Origin of the sequence: Corynebacterium sp. KPL1818 (assembly GCF_000478135.1) — a bacterium.
GTDB classification, from domain to species: Bacteria; Actinomycetota; Actinomycetes; order Mycobacteriales; family Mycobacteriaceae; genus Corynebacterium; species Corynebacterium accolens.
In genome coordinates this window covers 772,432-788,248 of sequence record NZ_KI515759.1, presented here as the reverse complement: position 1 = coordinate 788,248, position 15,817 = coordinate 772,432, and the positions used below count along the sequence as shown (strand labels likewise).

At 56.6% G+C, this 15,817-nt stretch carries 15 protein-coding genes and 1 tRNA gene; 7 read left to right on the top strand and 9 right to left on the bottom strand.

Going from position 1 to position 15,817, the window contains the following annotated elements; all coding sequences use genetic code 11:
• The first annotated feature begins 19 nt into the window (after positions 1-19).
• On the top strand, positions 20-1,405 hold the full coding sequence (locus HMPREF1261_RS09435) for an anaerobic C4-dicarboxylate transporter (protein WP_005279282.1): 1,386 nt from the start codon (positions 20-22) through the stop codon (positions 1,403-1,405).
• On the opposite strand, the gene HMPREF1261_RS09430 is transcribed toward HMPREF1261_RS09435, so the two are convergent.
• Entirely contained in the window at positions 1,406-2,221 is an 816-nt protein-coding gene (locus HMPREF1261_RS09430) for a class I SAM-dependent methyltransferase (RefSeq protein WP_023030783.1), read from the bottom strand.
• Positions 2,222-2,258: 37 nt separating this feature from the next.
• Here HMPREF1261_RS09430 and HMPREF1261_RS09425 point away from each other — a divergent pair, with 37 nt between their 5' ends.
• Genes HMPREF1261_RS09425 through HMPREF1261_RS09415 form a run of 3 tightly spaced genes read left to right on the top strand, consistent with a single transcriptional unit; the run spans position 2,259 to position 6,411 of the window.
• Complete coding sequence (locus tag HMPREF1261_RS09425; RefSeq protein WP_023030782.1) at positions 2,259-3,692, top strand: ABC transporter ATP-binding protein; 1,434 nt, start codon at positions 2,259-2,261, stop codon at positions 3,690-3,692.
• Positions 3,692-5,434: an ABC transporter ATP-binding protein gene (locus HMPREF1261_RS09420; RefSeq protein WP_023030781.1), complete on the top strand. Its 1,743-nt coding sequence runs from the start codon at positions 3,692-3,694 to the stop codon at positions 5,432-5,434. Before HMPREF1261_RS09425 ends, HMPREF1261_RS09420 begins: the two co-directional genes overlap by 1 nt.
• Positions 5,431-6,411 (top strand): PHB depolymerase family esterase, encoded by a 981-nt coding sequence (locus HMPREF1261_RS09415; protein ID WP_023030780.1) that lies wholly within the window; start codon positions 5,431-5,433, stop codon positions 6,409-6,411. Before HMPREF1261_RS09420 ends, HMPREF1261_RS09415 begins: the two co-directional genes overlap by 4 nt.
• Here the strand turns inward: HMPREF1261_RS09415 and HMPREF1261_RS09410 are convergent.
• A complete protein-coding gene (locus tag HMPREF1261_RS09410; protein WP_023030779.1) occupies positions 6,408-7,658 on the bottom strand; it encodes a site-specific DNA-methyltransferase in 1,251 nt (416 codons plus the stop codon). The two genes, HMPREF1261_RS09415 and HMPREF1261_RS09410, sit on opposite strands and share 4 nt — an antisense overlap.
• A 161-nt stretch (positions 7,659-7,819) precedes the next feature.
• Between HMPREF1261_RS09410 and HMPREF1261_RS09405 the strand changes: the two genes are divergently transcribed.
• Positions 7,820-8,017, top strand: coding sequence for an antitoxin (locus HMPREF1261_RS09405; protein WP_005279274.1), 198 nt, complete (start codon positions 7,820-7,822; stop codon positions 8,015-8,017).
• A 93-nt stretch (positions 8,018-8,110) separates the two neighbouring features.
• On the opposite strand, the gene HMPREF1261_RS09400 is transcribed toward HMPREF1261_RS09405, so the two are convergent.
• The 4 genes from HMPREF1261_RS09400 to HMPREF1261_RS09385 all read right to left on the bottom strand — a co-directional run bounded on the left by HMPREF1261_RS09400 (position 8,111) and on the right by HMPREF1261_RS09385 (position 11,621).
• Positions 8,111-8,728: a response regulator transcription factor gene (locus HMPREF1261_RS09400; protein WP_023030778.1), complete on the bottom strand. Its 618-nt coding sequence runs from the start codon at positions 8,726-8,728 to the stop codon at positions 8,111-8,113.
• The gene (locus HMPREF1261_RS09395) at positions 8,721-9,857 is read right to left on the bottom strand and encodes a sensor histidine kinase (protein ID WP_023030777.1); all 1,137 of its coding nucleotides are present in this window, start codon (positions 9,855-9,857) and stop codon (positions 8,721-8,723) included. Before HMPREF1261_RS09395 ends, HMPREF1261_RS09400 begins: the two co-directional genes overlap by 8 nt.
• The gene (locus HMPREF1261_RS09390; protein WP_084538545.1) at positions 9,857-10,612 is read right to left on the bottom strand and encodes an ABC transporter permease; all 756 of its coding nucleotides are present in this window, start codon (positions 10,610-10,612) and stop codon (positions 9,857-9,859) included. The genes HMPREF1261_RS09395 and HMPREF1261_RS09390 overlap by 1 nt, the downstream gene beginning before the upstream one ends.
• An 82-nt stretch (positions 10,613-10,694) precedes the next feature.
• Entirely contained in the window at positions 10,695-11,621 is a 927-nt protein-coding gene (locus HMPREF1261_RS09385) for an ABC transporter ATP-binding protein (RefSeq protein ID WP_023030775.1), read from the bottom strand.
• A gap of 96 nt (positions 11,622-11,717) precedes the next feature.
• Here HMPREF1261_RS09385 and HMPREF1261_RS09380 point away from each other — a divergent pair, with 96 nt between their 5' ends.
• Both HMPREF1261_RS09380 and HMPREF1261_RS09375 read left to right on the top strand, forming a co-directional pair.
• Entirely contained in the window at positions 11,718-12,284 is a 567-nt protein-coding gene (locus tag HMPREF1261_RS09380; RefSeq protein WP_023030774.1) for a cadmium resistance transporter, read from the top strand.
• Positions 12,285-12,766: 482 nt separating this feature from the next.
• Entirely contained in the window at positions 12,767-13,966 is a 1,200-nt protein-coding gene (locus HMPREF1261_RS09375) for an IS30 family transposase (RefSeq protein WP_232207963.1), read from the top strand.
• A gap of 97 nt (positions 13,967-14,063) precedes the next feature.
• Here HMPREF1261_RS09375 and HMPREF1261_RS09370 read toward each other — a convergent pair.
• The 3 genes from HMPREF1261_RS09370 to HMPREF1261_RS09360 form a co-directional block, all read right to left on the bottom strand.
• Positions 14,064-14,137: transfer RNA gene (locus HMPREF1261_RS09370), tRNA-Pro, on the bottom strand.
• Positions 14,138-14,213: 76 nt separating this feature from the next.
• Positions 14,214-14,612 (bottom strand): YchJ family protein, encoded by a 399-nt coding sequence (locus tag HMPREF1261_RS09365; RefSeq protein ID WP_023030773.1) that lies wholly within the window; start codon positions 14,610-14,612, stop codon positions 14,214-14,216.
• Positions 14,612-15,772, bottom strand: a complete 1,161-nt coding sequence (locus HMPREF1261_RS09360) for an alpha/beta fold hydrolase (RefSeq protein WP_023030772.1) — start codon at positions 15,770-15,772, stop codon at positions 14,612-14,614. Before HMPREF1261_RS09360 ends, HMPREF1261_RS09365 begins: the two co-directional genes overlap by 1 nt.
• Positions 15,773-15,817: the final 45 nt, after the last annotated feature.

Here is a 15,817-nt window from a genome sequence, read left to right as displayed (position 1 = left end):
TCTGTTTGAAAGGCATGACATGTTAGCGAATGTGATTGCCCCGGATTCAGTCCTGGCTATCGTGCTTCAAGTCATAATCATTTTAAGTGCTTTGCTTTTGGGCACCCGCTATGGCGGGATCGGCCTAGGATTAATTTCTGGCATCGGCTTGATGCTGATGGTCTTCGTATTTGGCTTGGCACCGGGCGAGCCCCCCGTGTCGGTCATGCTTACGATCATTGCCGTTATCGGCTGTGCAGCCACACTGCAACAAGCACAAGGTTTGGAAGTGATGATGCAGCATGCGGAGAAGTTCTTGCGTGCTCATCCAGAGCGCATCACCATTTTGGCACCACTGACTACTTGGTTCCTTACCGTACTGTGCGGCACTGGCCACGTGGTCTACACCATGTTTCCGATCATTGAAGACATCGCGCTCAAAAAGGGAATCCGTCCTGAGCGTCCTATGGCAGTGGCCTCGACCTCGGCGCAGATGGGTATTACCGCTTCACCGGTGTCTGTGGCTACCGTTTCTCTTGCGTCGATCCTTGCGGAAAATGCTGGAGCTATCGACAAGGCTTATTCGATTCCGCAGATTCTTACGGTGGCGCTACCCGCGTCCTTGTGCGGTGTTCTTCTCGCCGCGTTATGGTCGCTGCGTCGCGGCAAGGACCTGGACAAGGATCCGGCTTTCCAAGAACGGATGAAAGACCCAGAGTTTGCCGCCAGCATCAATGAGAGCGCCGATTCGCTCATCGGTAAGGAATTTTCCCGCGAGGCTAAGCGTTCAGTAGTCGTTTTCCTCGTCGCTATTGCCTGCGTGGTCCTCCTCGGCGCCTTCGAGTTCCTGCGCCCACTGGTTCCTGGTGATGACGGCGAGCTGAGCCCTGTATCCATGAACCTAGTCATCCAGATGGTCATGCTCGTCGCCGGTGCCATCATCCTTCTTAGCTGCAAGGTAGATACTAAAAAGATTGCATCTACGCCAGTATTCAAGGCCGGCATGACAGCTGTATTTTCCGTCTTTGGTGTTGCGTGGATGGCAGATACGTTCTTCCAATCCCACATCGATGCACTGGAGACGAACTTGGGCTCTGTCGTTGAGGCGGCCCCTTGGACCTACGCCGTCGTGTTGGTAATTGTATCCAAATTGGTAAATTCGCAGGCTGCTGCACTGGTAGCAATTGCTCCCATTGGCTTGCAATTGGGCATTGACCCGGCTGTCATCGTTGGTTTCTACGGTGCGGCTTATGGTTACTTCATCTTGCCCACGTATCCTTCCGACTTGGCCTGCATCGGCTTCGATCGCACGGGTACGACGCGAATTGGCAAATACGTCATCAACCACTCGTTCCTTATCCCCGGAGCGATCTCCGTATTTACCTCCTGTGTGGTCGGCTCCCTCTTGGCCCAGGTTCTCCTGTAATCAGTCGCGAGACTTCGACTCCCGTACCAGCACGAAAGCATCCGTGCGGTACGGGATGTGCAGTTTTTGGCCGGCGGAAAAGCCCATGTGTTCGTAGAGGTACCAGTTCAAGTTGTGGGTCATGCGCTCGTGGATGGCCTCGTTATTTCTGAGCCAGTAGGAACGGGTGTGCATGAGTTGGTGGAGCTGTTCTGGGGTAAGCTCGTGGGTCCAGCTTAGACGGACCTCGCGGTCTAAGGTCCAGGGTGCTTTGTATTCGGGATAGAAGCCTGGCTTATGCACGTCGCCGGAGTGCATAATGCGGCTTAACCGAAGGATCCAGGGATCCGCGTGTACGTCGAGGGTATTCCACACTAAAAGGACGCGCCCGCCCGGCGCGAGGATGCGGTCCAGCTCGGCGGAAGCGGCGGCAACGTCGACCCAGTGCCAGGTTTGGGCGAGGCAGGCGGCGTTGAGGGAGGCATCGGCAAGCGCGGTGTGCTCGGCCGTGGCGCGGATGATGGGAATATCCAGGCGGCGGTGAAGCACGCGGGCCATGTCTGGAGATGGCTCGACCGCGAGCACGGTGGGATTGGTGAGGGACTCAGTGAGCTTGCCGGTGCCGGCGCCGATATCGGCAACACGGTGGGCTCCGGCGATGAGCTCAGCAACCTCGGGCGGGTAATGGGGGCGAACATCCTGATAGGTGTGGGCGCCGCGGTGGAAGGCGCGCGCTGCCTGGGTGCGCTGGGGATCGGTGCCAAAGGTAGGCTTCTGCTTTGCAGAGGGATTGCGGTAGCTGGGGAAGTGCTGGGGGTTGGGGTGGCGAGTCGACATAGGCTATCTAACCTACCGGGAATTAGAATGGCTTGTTATGGCAACACTTCCAGAACCATCAGATCGGCGGTGGTTGCTGAAGACTGTCTTCTCCCGGCCTGGGATGACCATCCCAGCGGCCGTGTGCATGGCTATCTCCTTCGTACTCAACGGCACAACGCCGGTCATCGTGGGCTATGCCATCGATGAAGCGGTGGTGGAAGGATCGATAGGGCGACTGTGGTGGTGGCTTGCACTTCTGGTCCTGGCCTTCGCGGTTAATGCTATTACCGGGTGGTGTGGCCGCGGGCTCAACGCGCGCAGCATGCTGGTTATCGGCCACGACGTGCGCATGGCCATCACGGATCGGATTATGGATCCCAAAGGGATGGGCGGGCCGAAACGCACGCCAGGGGAGTTATTGGCCATTGCCTCGACCGATGCGACCCGTGTGCAGAACGCGGTGATGATGACGGTGTTCCCGGTGGCGGAGATTACGTCGATCATTTATGTCGCGGTGATGACCAGCCGGGTGAATGTGCCGCTAGGCGTGGCCATTTTATGCGGCGGCCCCATCGTGGTGTGGGGATCGCTGCGCTCGGCTGGTCCCTTGCGCAAGCGCTCTGGTATCCGGCAAGAAGCATTGGGCCGGGCGAGCGCGACGGCGACGGATATTGTCCATGGCCTGCGCATTATTAAAGGGATCGGTGCGATAGGTACCGTGCGTAAGCGTTATGCGGGTGATTCCGATGCCGCCTACGAGCGAACCGTTGAAGCCAATGCGGCGCAGGCAGGATTGAATGCTTCTACGGAGGCGCTGGGCTCGATTTATGTCATCGCCGTCGCCGTTGCCGCCGGCTACCTGGCGCTGGATGGGCAGATGAGCATTGGTGAGCTCATTATGGTAATTGGCCTTACCCAATTCATCATTACCCCGATGACCATGCTGGGAAGGAATATTGCCTCCCGGTGGGCCGCGGCGCAGGCGAGTGCGCAGCGAATCGTGGGCCTGCTGGGCGCTCCTGGACTTCCCGAGGACGCCGCACCACAGGTTCCTGCGCTGCGGCCAGGGGTGACCGCCATCGATGGACATGCTCCGGAAGAACTGCGAGACCTACCCCGGGAAAAATTCATCGTCGTGCCACATGAGGTCATGCTGTTTGACGGGACCGTACAAGACAATATTCATCCGGATGCGGATACGGCCGCACGGGCTTTAGAGGTGGCCGCGGGCGAGGATATTCCCGGTGGGCTGGACCGCGCGGTGGGTGAGCGCGGAAACAATTTGTCCGGCGGCCAGCAGCAACGAGTCGCGCTTGCGCGTGCTATAGCCGCGGATCCAGCGGTGCTGATTCTAACTGATCCCACCACAGCGGTCGATTCAGTTACCGAGCAAGAAGTAGCCCACCGCGTTGCGGACTACCGGAAGGATAAACCCACCATCGTCTATACATCGGCGCCTGCGTGGCATGCAGTGGAGGTAGAATCCTAATGCGTTTTCCCACCGCCACGTGGCCACAGGTACGAAAGGTTGTGGCGCAGCAGCTCTCAGCCATCCCGCACGCGCGCCGGCGCGCCCTTATCGCTGTGGTGTTCTTGATAGCCGGGGCAGCAGCCAATGTCACCATCCCGATCCTGCTCGGCAAGATTGTCGATGCCGTGACAACGGGCGCCAGCATCGCCCTCCTCGGAGTCCTGCTCATCGGGGTCGCCGCCGCATCTGCTGCTTTATCGGCAGCGGGATTCTATGTTCTGTCCCAGCTGACCGAGCGCGTCATCGCGTCCCTGCGCGAGGATATGGTCTCTACGGCACTCGGCCTTCCCACGCACCGCGTCGAGGATGCCGGGACCGGAGACTTGGTATCGCGCTCTACCGATGACGTGGCGGAGCTTTCCGCCGCGGTTACAGAGACGGTCCCCGTGCTGGCGAAGTCCATTTTTGCCATTGCCTCAACGGCAGTGGCGCTGCTTACGGTGGACTGGCAATACCTCGTGGTCATCCTGGCCGTGACCCCGCTGTATTTCTTAGCCGGCCGGTATTACCTGCGGCGCGCCCCTGACCGGTATGCCGCTGAGCGCGCCGCCATGGCGGACCGCGCCCGCCGGCTTTTGGAGGCGATCCACGGCAGGGACACGGTGCGCGCGTTCCGCATGGAAAATACGATGCACGATCGGATCGGCGCGGCTTCAACGCGTGTGGTGGAAGAGGGGTATAACGCGCGCCGGACGATGATGGTGCTCCAGGCTCACCTCACCGGCATTGAATTGGTCTTATTGGGCAGCGGTTTAGCGGTGAGCTTTTGGGTGGTGCAGGCCAATGCTCTTACGGTGGGTGCGGTCACCGCGGCGATGTTATTGCTCATTCGCCTGCGCGGGCCGCTGATGGGGCTGATGCGCGTGCTAGATACGGTGCAATCTGGGTATGCGTCATTGGCGCGCATTGTGGGCGTGGTCATCAATCCGCCCGAGCCAGTACCGGATAGCGGCACACCGCGGGGCGATGGCAGCGTGGACATGCGCGATATTTCCTTCCGCTATAGCGATAACTCTTGGGCCGTCGAAGGCCTCAACCTTGCGATTAAGCCCGGCGAAACGGTGGCCCTCGTCGGGGCGTCTGGCGCCGGGAAATCCACCGTGGCAGCGCTGCTCGCGGGCTTGCGCGTCCCGGATAAGGGCACCGTGCTTGTCGATGGCGTCGAGGTTTCGCTGCTTTCCGATGCCGAGCGTATCCAACGCCTCGCCCTTGTCTCCCAGGAGGTGCATGTCTTTTCCGGAAGTTTGCGTGAGGATCTTGCCCTCGCGGCACTACAGGCCACCGACGCCGATATGGTTCGGGCCCTTAGCCAAGTTCAGGCTGACTGGTTTTTCGAGCTTGAGGCAGGCCTGGATACCATCGTCGGCGCGCAAGGCATGCCGTTGGATCCGGTGGCGGCGCAGCAATTGGCCCTTGCCCGAATCGTGCTACTGGATCCGCGCATCATCATCTTGGATGAAGCAACGGCGGAGGCAGGCTCGGTGGGCGCTGAATCTTTGGAGGACGCCGCAGCGTCGGTGATGGAAGGCCGAACCGCCTTGGTGGTCGCGCACCGTTTGGATCAGGCCTCGCGTGCCGATGCCATCGTGGTCATGGATAATGGCCGGGTGGTAGAACAAGGAAGCCATGCAGAGCTGCTAAATTATGGGGGCCGTTATAAACAATTATGGACCGCTTGGCAGAAGGGACGAACATCATGAGCCGGAAGCCGGTGCGCGTTACGTTGAGCACCGCAGTCTTGTGCTGCCTGGCGGCGCTAGGCGTATCGTGCGCAAACAACGAGGAAGAAACGGACTCGGCGGTACCCAGCAAAAGCACGCAATCGCACGGTTCGGCTGCCTCGCAACTCGGCATTCCAACCTCTGCGCCGCTCAGTGGCCCTAAACCGGGATCCCATACCACGATTAACCTGCCGTCTGGGCGTTCATTTATTCTCAGCGTTCCGGAAAATTATACGGCCCAAAAACAGTGGCCTGTGGTGTTGGCTTTTCACGGATGGGGACAGTCAGCGGAAAACCTGCGCGGCTATTCCCGCCTCGATGCGGCACAAGCCATCACCGTATTTCCCACAGGCAAGAAAAAGGCCTGGAGTCCCGCCCCGTACGCGGAAACCAGCGGGAGCGAGGACAAAAAATTCGTGCTCGATATCCTCGATTCCCTCCGCGCGACCTATAACGTGGATGATTCGCGGCTTTATGCCACCGGCATGTCCAACGGTGGCGGTTTTGCTGCCTACTTGGCCTGCCAGATGCCCGGCATCTTCCACTCGGTCGCCACCATTTCCGCTGCGTATTATGAAGATATCCTGAAAGACTGTGCACATGAACCAGTAGGGCGCCTGGATATGCACGGCACCGATGACCCCGTCGTGGGCTATTACGGCGGGACCAGGCACAAGACCAAGTACTTCTCCGTCGAATCCGTTCTAGAACAGGACCGCAAGCGCAATAAATGCTCGGAGAAGGTAGACACCAACCGCTTGGTCAATAATGCCCTCGATTTGCATTGGCGGGGCTGCTCCGCACCGCTAGAGCATATCCGCATCGGTGGCGGCTCCCATGTATGGCCGGGTGGTCTTGGAGACAAAAATAATGAAGTAGGAAAGTTCTTCGCCACTGACCGCGTCCTAGACTTCTTCGGCATTCCGGGCAGGCCCGACGGCACCCGCGAAACCTAGACCGCGCGATAGGCCCGGAAAGAGGACCCAGGCACGCATCGCACGCGCTCTACGCAAATATCCGCGACGCTAAAAAAGCCTGCTCGGTGCGCCGCACTTGCCGGGGCAGTGGGCTCTGGAATTTGCACCAGGTGAAAGCTGCGCGCGCCATTGTCTTCCCGGTTGAGTTCCATGACCGCCTGCGCCGTGGTGCCTGAGCCTGCGAAAAAGTCGAGCACCCGGGCATCGTCCCCGCCGCCAATGGCGATGAGGTGCTTGATAAGGCGCACCGGCTTGGGGAAATCAAAGATTCCCTCTACGTCCATGACCTCTTCTGCGTCGCGGCGTCCGGTGCGCGTTACGCCAAACCTCTGTCCATCGAGGATGGATCGCGGCCGCGCCCCTGCCTTTTGATAGTTCTTGGTGTAGACGAATCCGCGCCGAAAGACCAACTCATCGTAGCGTTTTTCCACCATGTCCTTGCCCCAGCGCCAACGCGCTACCTGGCTGTGGCCAGCCGGTTGGTCCGGCCAATGCTGCGTGCCATCGGGTGAGGAAATGGGAAAATCAAGCGATGGCAGGTACCCCAGGGTCTTAGAATCAAGGCGCACCAAGGAGTATTTGCCGCGTTCATCCTCGTGGTTATATTTGGTGCTGGTGTAGCCCTCTGCATCTACATTGAATCCAGGGTTATCCGGGTTCTTGGCATAGCAGAGGATGTATTCGTGTTCTACCACCGCATACTTGGAATCGTTTTTCCCAGTGCCGGCCTTTTTCCAAATGAATTGCCCGGCATAGCAGCCCTCGCCAAAAACCTCATCCAAGACCTTGCGGGTATTAGCAGCCTCGTCCTCTCCAATGGAGACGAATATAAAGCCGTTTTCCGCCAGCACCCGCCGCGCCAGGATGAGCCGCGGCAACATCATGGACAGCCATTCGGCGTGCCACTGGGCATAGCTGCCGGAATTTACCTCGCGTCGCGCGCGGTAATTATCGCGGTAGACAAAGTCCCGGCCGGTGTTATACGGCGGGTCGATGTAGATGACATCGAAGGTCTCGCCCGTGGAAGCCCAGTGCTGTAGAACCGGCAGGTTATCGGCCAAGTGGATGCTATTGGGTGAGGCAGGAGAGGTGCTTAACGCAGCATCGAGCTCAAACTCGGCGGCTAGGGGAACCTTTGCTGCCGCGCGTGCGGCCTGCTTGCCAGGCCACACCAACCCAAAGAATTCCGCGGCGTTGCCATCTGCACTAGGGCTAGTGTGCGTCATTTTCTGCCTTTTCCGTGCGAGCTGGTCATTGATCTCATTAACGCTATCACTTTAGAACTTCTAACAACCTTTGGTGGCGAAGTCTCGGCAGCGTCGTTATCGTGGGCAGTGTTGCCGGATGCGGCAATGGTTAGATGAAGTAAACAACGAAAGGATTAGCAATGGGTATCTTTGACAAGGCAAAGGAAGCACTGAACTCCGAAAAGGGCGAGGAAGTTACCAAGGAAGGCCTGGACAAGGCCGAGGACTTTGCCAAGGACAAGCTGGGCGAGGACAAGGCAGACCAGGTTGATAAGGCCCGCGATGCCATTGATGACAAGCTCGGCACCAATAATGACGGCGACGACGAGAACAAGTAGTTCGCGCGCTAATTTCTAATTAAATAATGCTTAAGCCCCGTTCCAGACAGGAGCGGGGCTTAAGCCTATTTCTATGGCCGATTTTCTGGAAATTTAAATCCAGCCCTGAGTTTGGGCTTTCGTCGCAGCCTCGTAGCGATTATTTGCATCGGTTTTTGTCATGATACTGGACACGACGTTGCGCACGCTGCCAGGACTAAGATGCACTTTGCGCGCCAGTTCTGAGGAAGCCACCCCAGATAATAAAAGCCGCGCGATTTCTCGTTCCCGGGGTGTGAGCGGGTTGTCCGGGGTAAAAAGACTCTCTCGTGCCAGGGCAGGATCGATAACCCGCAGCCCAGCCTTTACTCGGCGAATTGCCTCCGCGAGTTGTTCTGGGGGAGTGTCTTTGACTATGAACCCAGCGATGTTGGCATCAATAGCACGTTTTACATAGCCGCCGCGGCCAAAAGTAGTAACGATAAGGCATTTGCATGGACTGTCGGAGAGTTCTTCTGCTACGTCTAAACCACTTTTTCCAGGCATCTCAATATCGAGTAGAGCTACCTCCACATTGTGCTTGGCAACGAGCCCTGCAACCTCGTTGCCCGTTGCGCATTGAGCAACTACCTCGATATCTGGTTCGGTAGCTAGGAGAGCGACAAGGGCACCGCGAACCAATGATTGATCCTCCGCGATGAGGATGCGGATGGGTGGAGATGTATCAGCCATCGGACTCCACTTCACTGTCTAAGGGTAGTAACTCAGTATCACCATTCATAGTAATCAGCGCTACGGTGCGGTCGTCCTTCCTCATAATAATCAACTTTCCGCCGCTGTCCTTCATTCGCTTGTGCAGCCCGTGTAGCCCGCCACTTTGGTACTGCTTTTTCGGATCGAAGCCGCAACCATCGTCTACGACTTGGAGCTTATTTTGGGTTATGCTAACCCAGCAGTGCTGTGCTCCTGAGTGGCGAATAACGTTAGTGGTGAGCTCACGTAATGCCCAGGAAAAGGCGGCGTCATAAAGTCCTACGGCTTGGACGTTGGCAGGAAGATGCGCTTGAATCCCTGTAGTATCGAATGCTCGTCGTGCTGCCTGGACTTCTCCTTCGAAGGTCGGCATGCGCATCCGGGTAACTGTGGAGCGGACTTCTGCCAAACTCTTACGGGAAAGGTCACTTATTTCTTGCAGCTCGTTTCGAGCTCGAGTTGGATCTACGTCTACTAGCCGCTGTGCCAACTCAGATTTTAAATTGATGACGGTAAGCGAGTGACCGAGCAAATCATGGACGTCTGTGGCAATGTCTTCACGTTGGCGTGCGAGATCGAGTTGATGCTCTAAATCCGTGCGCGAGTCTTCTCTTTGAGACATTGTGCCTAGCAACACCAGCAAAATTGGCCAGCCGAATATCACAATGAATGTCCCTAAGAGGTCCTGCGAATCGACGCTCCATAAGGCACCTGTGACTACGAGTCCGGTAAGAAGTACCCATAATAATGCCCGGCGCAGTGGTAATTGAAACCCGAGGAAAGCAGCTAGATAGGGCACAAACGTCGTAGCATAAACTCCGAAGAAGGGTATGGAAATAAGTGCTATGAGCGCTAAGGCAGACCACCGAGCGGCCAAGCGATAACGTAAGTTCCAGCCACGCGGGTAGTAAGTCACTGAACCAAAGCTGAAGAAATATAGGGCGCTAAAAGCGATAACACAGGCAGTGGAACCTAGGCGCTGCGTAGCGTCCACACCAGGCTGAGCGAAACTGAGAATTAAGCCGAAGAGCAGAAATATAAGCCAAACGCTGGCAAACACCGCATTATTTGTAGCGAATCCTTTGAAGGGCGAGTGGAATGAATCCATTACATTCGTGATTTGTCGCGGTGGAGCAGCATTGCGCAGGCTCCGACGAAAATTGCGGTCCATACGGCGAAGTTTAGTCCCGCGCTCCACAAGGAATGGTTAACCGTGCCATCGGCATCATTGAGCAGTTGCATCCCTTCTGCCAACGGCCATTGAGCCAGCACTACTGGGCCAAAAAGGGGTGTAAAGCGGCCAAACTCCATAAGTGAGGAAGATAGGGGGATAAAGACATTGGCGGCGAACAGCAGGAGGACAATAGAGGAAGAAGCAATGGCCACGGAGTTATCCGTCGGTAAAGCAAGTGCCCATATCATCCCATATAAGCCAAAGGGAATAGAGACAACAACGCACGCAAGAAAGGACAGAACCCATTGGTGGGGCTCCATGTCAGCTTTAGTTAATGCACCAGTGAGAAACACTGCTGCAATGGGGAGCAGAGCTTGCAATGCTATGGAGGTGATATTCGCCCAGAAGATCTGGTGAGGGCGCAGCGGAGTAAGCGCTAGTTGGCGTCTCCAACCGGATCGAGCATCAGTGACTGAAGCAGCAGCGGCTCCCACCGCACCGGCGACGCCGCCGTACAGGGCCATGCTAATCATTTGGAGAGCTGCAAAGTTACCGTTGTGAATGGGAAGGTTGCCAAAGTCCATTAGTGTGCCGAAAAGTAAATAGAAAAATACCGGCAAAATGGTGGTGAAAAATAGCGGGGCGAGGTTGCGGCGCAGCCGGAGGAAATTGTACCCAGCAAAACGCATTGTGTTACTAAACCCAGGCGCGGTGGAACTAATAGACATGGTTGGAATCTTTCGTTTGGGGGCTGGAGGGAGGAGAAATGGGTTAGCTGTGCTCATCGGTAAGCGCGAGGAAAGTATTTTCCAGACTATGAGCGCTAATGGTGAGGTCATGAGCGCCTGTGTGGTTAAGAAGATGGCGGGCCAGTGGATCCGAATCTGAGGTCGTCATTTGAATGTGATCTCCAGTGCGGGTGACATCAGTTACATCCGGTAGCGAACTGACTGGAGGAATACTGCCGTCAAATTGGGCCGTAATTCTTCGGACCCCGCCGCGGCTACGTATGTCAATTACCTTGTCATCGGCCACAACTTCCCCTTTGTGCAAAAGCACTATCCTTTCAGCAAAATTGTCTGCTTCTTCGAGATAGTGAGTCGCGAAGAAGATGGTGCGCCCGAGCTCAGCCTGGTGCTGCATAGACGCCCAAAAGTCCCGGCGGGCGCCTGGATCCATACCGGCAGTCGGCTCGTCAAGGATGAGAATCTGCGGGTCACCCAGGAGCGCAAGCGCGAAACGAAGACGTTGTTGCTCGCCGCCGGAGCACTTACCCACTCGTCGAGACAATATCGGTTCTAAGTTGGTGTGATGTGCAACCTCGCCAATATCTAGGGGCTGGGCAAAGGTAGCGGAAATCATCTTTAAGGTATCGCTTACGGTGAGATCGGGGAGAAGACCTCCGGATTGGAGCACCGCTGCTAGCTGTGCGTTATTGATCGCTTCCCGAGGGCTTTTGCCTAGGACTGTGACAGTGCCGGAAGATGGTTCGGTAAGCCCCAAGATGAGATCAATAAGTGTGGACTTTCCAGCGCCGTTAGTACCTAGCAGCGCTACGATTTCTCCGGGGGCGATGGAGACTGATACGTCATTCAGTGCTCGCACCGAGTGCGAGGAATGTGCTGCGAAGACTTTTTCTACGTCGCGTACCTCAATCGCTGTTGAGGAACCTGAGCTTGGGGTGCGTGTCGTTTTCATGTCTTGCACTTAACTAGGTTTGCGCTTTTAATAGCAGGGATCGTGTCACGAATTTGCCATGACAATTGTCATCGGTGGACACGTTAAGCTGATTAGGTGATTACTACTCTCGCATCCACAATCGTCTTATTCATCGTCACCAATATCGACGATATCGTTGTTCTCTCGCTATTCTTTGCCCGTGGCGTGGGCAGGAAGGGCACGACTAAAACCATCCTTTTGGGCCAGTACCTGGGATTTTTGGGGATCCTCGCGGTCTCCGTGGCACTTGGTCTGGGACTTAGCGCCATCCTTCCGGAAAACTGGATTCGCTTTTTCGGGCTTATTCCCCTGGCCATTGGCCTCTGGGCAGCCTGGGAGGCTTTTCGCGGGGAAGACGACGATGACGTTTCTGGAAAGAAGCTTAGCGTCGCTGCGGTAGCCGGGGTCACCTTTGCCAATGGCGGCGATAATATCGGAGTGTACCTGCCGGTATTTACCACGTCTTCGCCCGCAGACATCGCGGTGTACTGCATCGTATTCCTCGTTTTGGTCGCAGGCCTTGTAGCGGCCGCGAAGTTCGTGGCCACACGGCCAGCCGTAGCAGAAGCGCTAGAGAAGTGGGAGAGCGTGTTATTTCCCACGGTGCTTATCTTGTTAGGTCTCGCCATCCTATTTGCTTGAGTTCAGAGGGTCGTTGCAACACTTTCCCTTAGGAGGGTGTTGTTGTGCCTGGAGTTGTGGGCCCGTTTCATTCGTTGTCTGAGTCGGATCGTCGTGGCTTGGTGGCCATGGTTGGCAGTGGGCGTAGCGTTCGCTCGGCTGCTGGTGAGCTTGGCTGTCATTACGTGCATGCTTTGAATTTTTGCCATGCTCACGGAGTGCCAGTCATACATAAAGCCAAACGAGTTGATCGCCGCGGTAGCCAGGCTTTACAGCTTGTAGAACTAGTTCAAGGCGGACTCTCAGTACACCAAGCCGCCAAAACGTGTGGAATGCATCCCACCGCTGCGTATGCCGTTGCTACAGAAGCTGGGTGCCATATCCGGCTAACGAGGTATGCCCGGAAAGTCCGCCAAACACAGTTAAGGGTGGAATACTTACGCCTTCGGTTGGCGAGCTTGCCTGTTGGTGATGCTGGGGCTGGGATAGGAATTGATCGTCGATTGTCTTTAGACTTCGAAAAAGGACTCATCAAATCCGGAGGGCCACGTAAAGAGTTCATACCTGTCGGCGAGGATGCCACCACGTATAAAAGACTCATGAAAGCGCTGCGCCAACGCCATGACGTCATCGAATCTGGACGGCTTTGTGCCCCTGCCTTGCCTGGCGGTGTGGATCCGTATAAACGCATCAGTGATCGCTATATTTGCTTTGAAGAACGCGTAATTATCGCCGACCTTCTTCGTGAGCATGTGCCGCTGCGGGAAATCGGGCGCCGTTTAGGGCGAAGTGCCTCGTCAATTCAGCGTGAAGTACGCAGAAACCACAGCGCTGAAGGCCCGTATCGTGCAGAAACCGCCCAGTTAAAGGCTTGTGCGCGGAGATTGCGACCGAAAATACCGAAACTGCTGGCCAACAAAAGGTTATGGGACTATGTATGCGCACAATTGCGGGCACAATGGTCACCGGAGGAGATTTCCAATCGCCTGCCCATCGACTACCCCACGGATAAGGACATGCGCATTAGTCACGAAACGATTTATGACGCCTTTTATCTACAGTCCAAAGGACGACTCAAAGACCTTGGCCTGGACTTGCCTACCGGCAGAAAGAAACGCAAGAAACGCCACACACGCACCACCACACCGGCCCAGCAACGCTTCGTTGACGACATGATCCTCATCGACGACCGGCCAGAAGAGGTTACTGAACGTATTTTGCCAGGCCACTGGGAAGGCGACCTCATCCTTGGTAAAAATAACCAATCCGCGGTGATCACGTTAGTAGAACGCGTCAGCCGATTTGTTGTCCTTGGCCACCTGCCAGGCAGGCACACCAGCAAAGAAGTATTCACAGCCCTGCACAAGGCTGTCGCTGGAATCGATAAAGCACTCTGGTCATCAATTACCTGGGACCAAGGAAGTGAAATGGCTGGCCATAAAGCCTTTACCATGGCCACTGACATTCCCATCTACTTCTGCCATCCAGGATCACCGTGGGAGAGAGGCAGCAACGAAAACACCAACGGCAGGCTCAGGAGAAACCTTCCCAAAAACAGCGACCTGTCCATCTACAGCGCCGAGGACCTGGAGATGATCGCCAACATTCACAACCACAAACCACGCAAAGCACTCAACTGGCGCACCCCAGCCGAAGTAATGACCAACGCCCTGACACAAACCGGTAGTATCACACCAAAGTAACCATCATCGTTGCAACGACCCCTAGAATCCAAGTTTGCGGTGTAGATACAGAAAATCCCACGGCCGAGGAGTTAATCCATAGCCGTGGGATAATTTGTCGGGCTAACAGGATTTGAACCTGCGACCCCTACACCCCCAGTGTAGTGCGCTACCAAACTGCGCCATAGCCCGGCGTCGCATTATTTGTTGCGACTGCCCTAGATTACATCAGGATAATTCCACAGTGAAATCTAGGCCGTGACCTGCATTAAAGCTCGCCGGTGGAATAGACCCATGAGCCATTAAGGCGCCGGAAAGACGATCGCTCCCGCTGGGAGCCCACTGCCTCGCCCTTGTAGAAGGCCTCAAATTCCACGATGCCTTCATCGTCTACAAGGCCACCGCGCTCGGTATCGAGGATATCGAGGCGGTAGAACCGGATGGGGGAGTCAGCCAAGTCCAATGAGCTGGGCCGCGTCACCGGATCCCAGGTGTGCAGGAGGTAGTCCTCATCGCCGCTGACGAAGGCGCTAAAGCGTGACCGCATCAAGGCCTCGGCTGTGGGAGCTTTGGCACCGGCATGGTACTTGCCGCAGCATTCGCCAAAGCTCAGCCCGCTCGTGCAGGGGCAGCGGCGGGAATCGGCGATGGGGTTGAGGGCCACCATTAGTTGGCGTCCACGACATCGGTGATGGTGGCGCCGGCGGCCATGCGCTCGACATCAGTATCGCGTGCGGCCGCACGTAGTGCATCGACATCGGCAGCGCTCAAGGAGCCTTTTAGTTCGATGCGGCGCTCGAAAGAGGTGGAACCGGTTTGGGTGATGGATACGTGGACATCGTCAAGCGCAAGCTTCTTGCCGGCCTCCTTGATGGCCTGGGTGGAAGCAGAAGCCAGGGCAGACATGAGCAGGCCGGTTGCGGTAAAGCCCTTGCCCTTTCCGCCTTCCTTTTTGGTGCGGTCCGCGGTCACGGAGTGATCATTGTGGCGGACCACGACGCCGAACTTGGTGCCGGTAGCGGGACGGGCAACGGCGGCGTCGGTGCCCACTTCCTCGGGTTCATAGTCGGGAACAATAAATTGCTGGGACCAGGCACCGATCAGATCAGCGGCGCGGGCTGCGGTTCCCTGCTTGGTGAGCAGGTGATCGGCCTTATCCAGCGAAACGAGGGATTTGGGGTAGCGGGTCATGCGGAAGATATTCTGCGCATTATCGATGCCCACCGTCTGATCGATGGGGGAATGCAGGGACAAAAGGGGCTTGCGCAACCGCGGCAGGTATTCTTCGGGGTTGGTTTCTGCCAAATCCTCCAGGAATTTGCGCGAAATGGTCAGGGCCCTGCCGCCCAAGACGACCTCGACCTCACCATTAGCGTCTACCTCGCCGATCTTATCCGCGTAGTGCAGCACGGAGTGCGCGGGATCGAAGGGGGCGCCGATGGTGGCCACGGCGCGAATCTTTTTCATTGCCGTGGCGGCCTTGAGCACCGCTGCGCCGCCCAAGGAGTGACCAATGAGCATCTGTGGTGCGGAATAGTGTTCTTCTAGCCAGTCCGCGGCGGCGCGGATATCGTCGACATTCTGGTTAAACGTGGTGTCCGCGAACTCGCCTTCTGATTGCCCCAAACCGGGAAAATCAAAACGCAACGTAGCGATACCGAATTCCGTTAATTGCTTCGAGGTGCGGGCCGCGCCAGGGGTATGGCGCGAGCCGGCAAAGCAATGCGCGAAGACGGCGAAGGCGAGAGGGGGAGCATCAGGAAAGTCGATGGTTCCTGCCATCTCGGTTCCTCGGCTGGACGGCAGCTTAACATTGACGGATTGCATGGCACCTACAATAACGGCCCCATAAGTTCCAAGCCAGATGAGGTT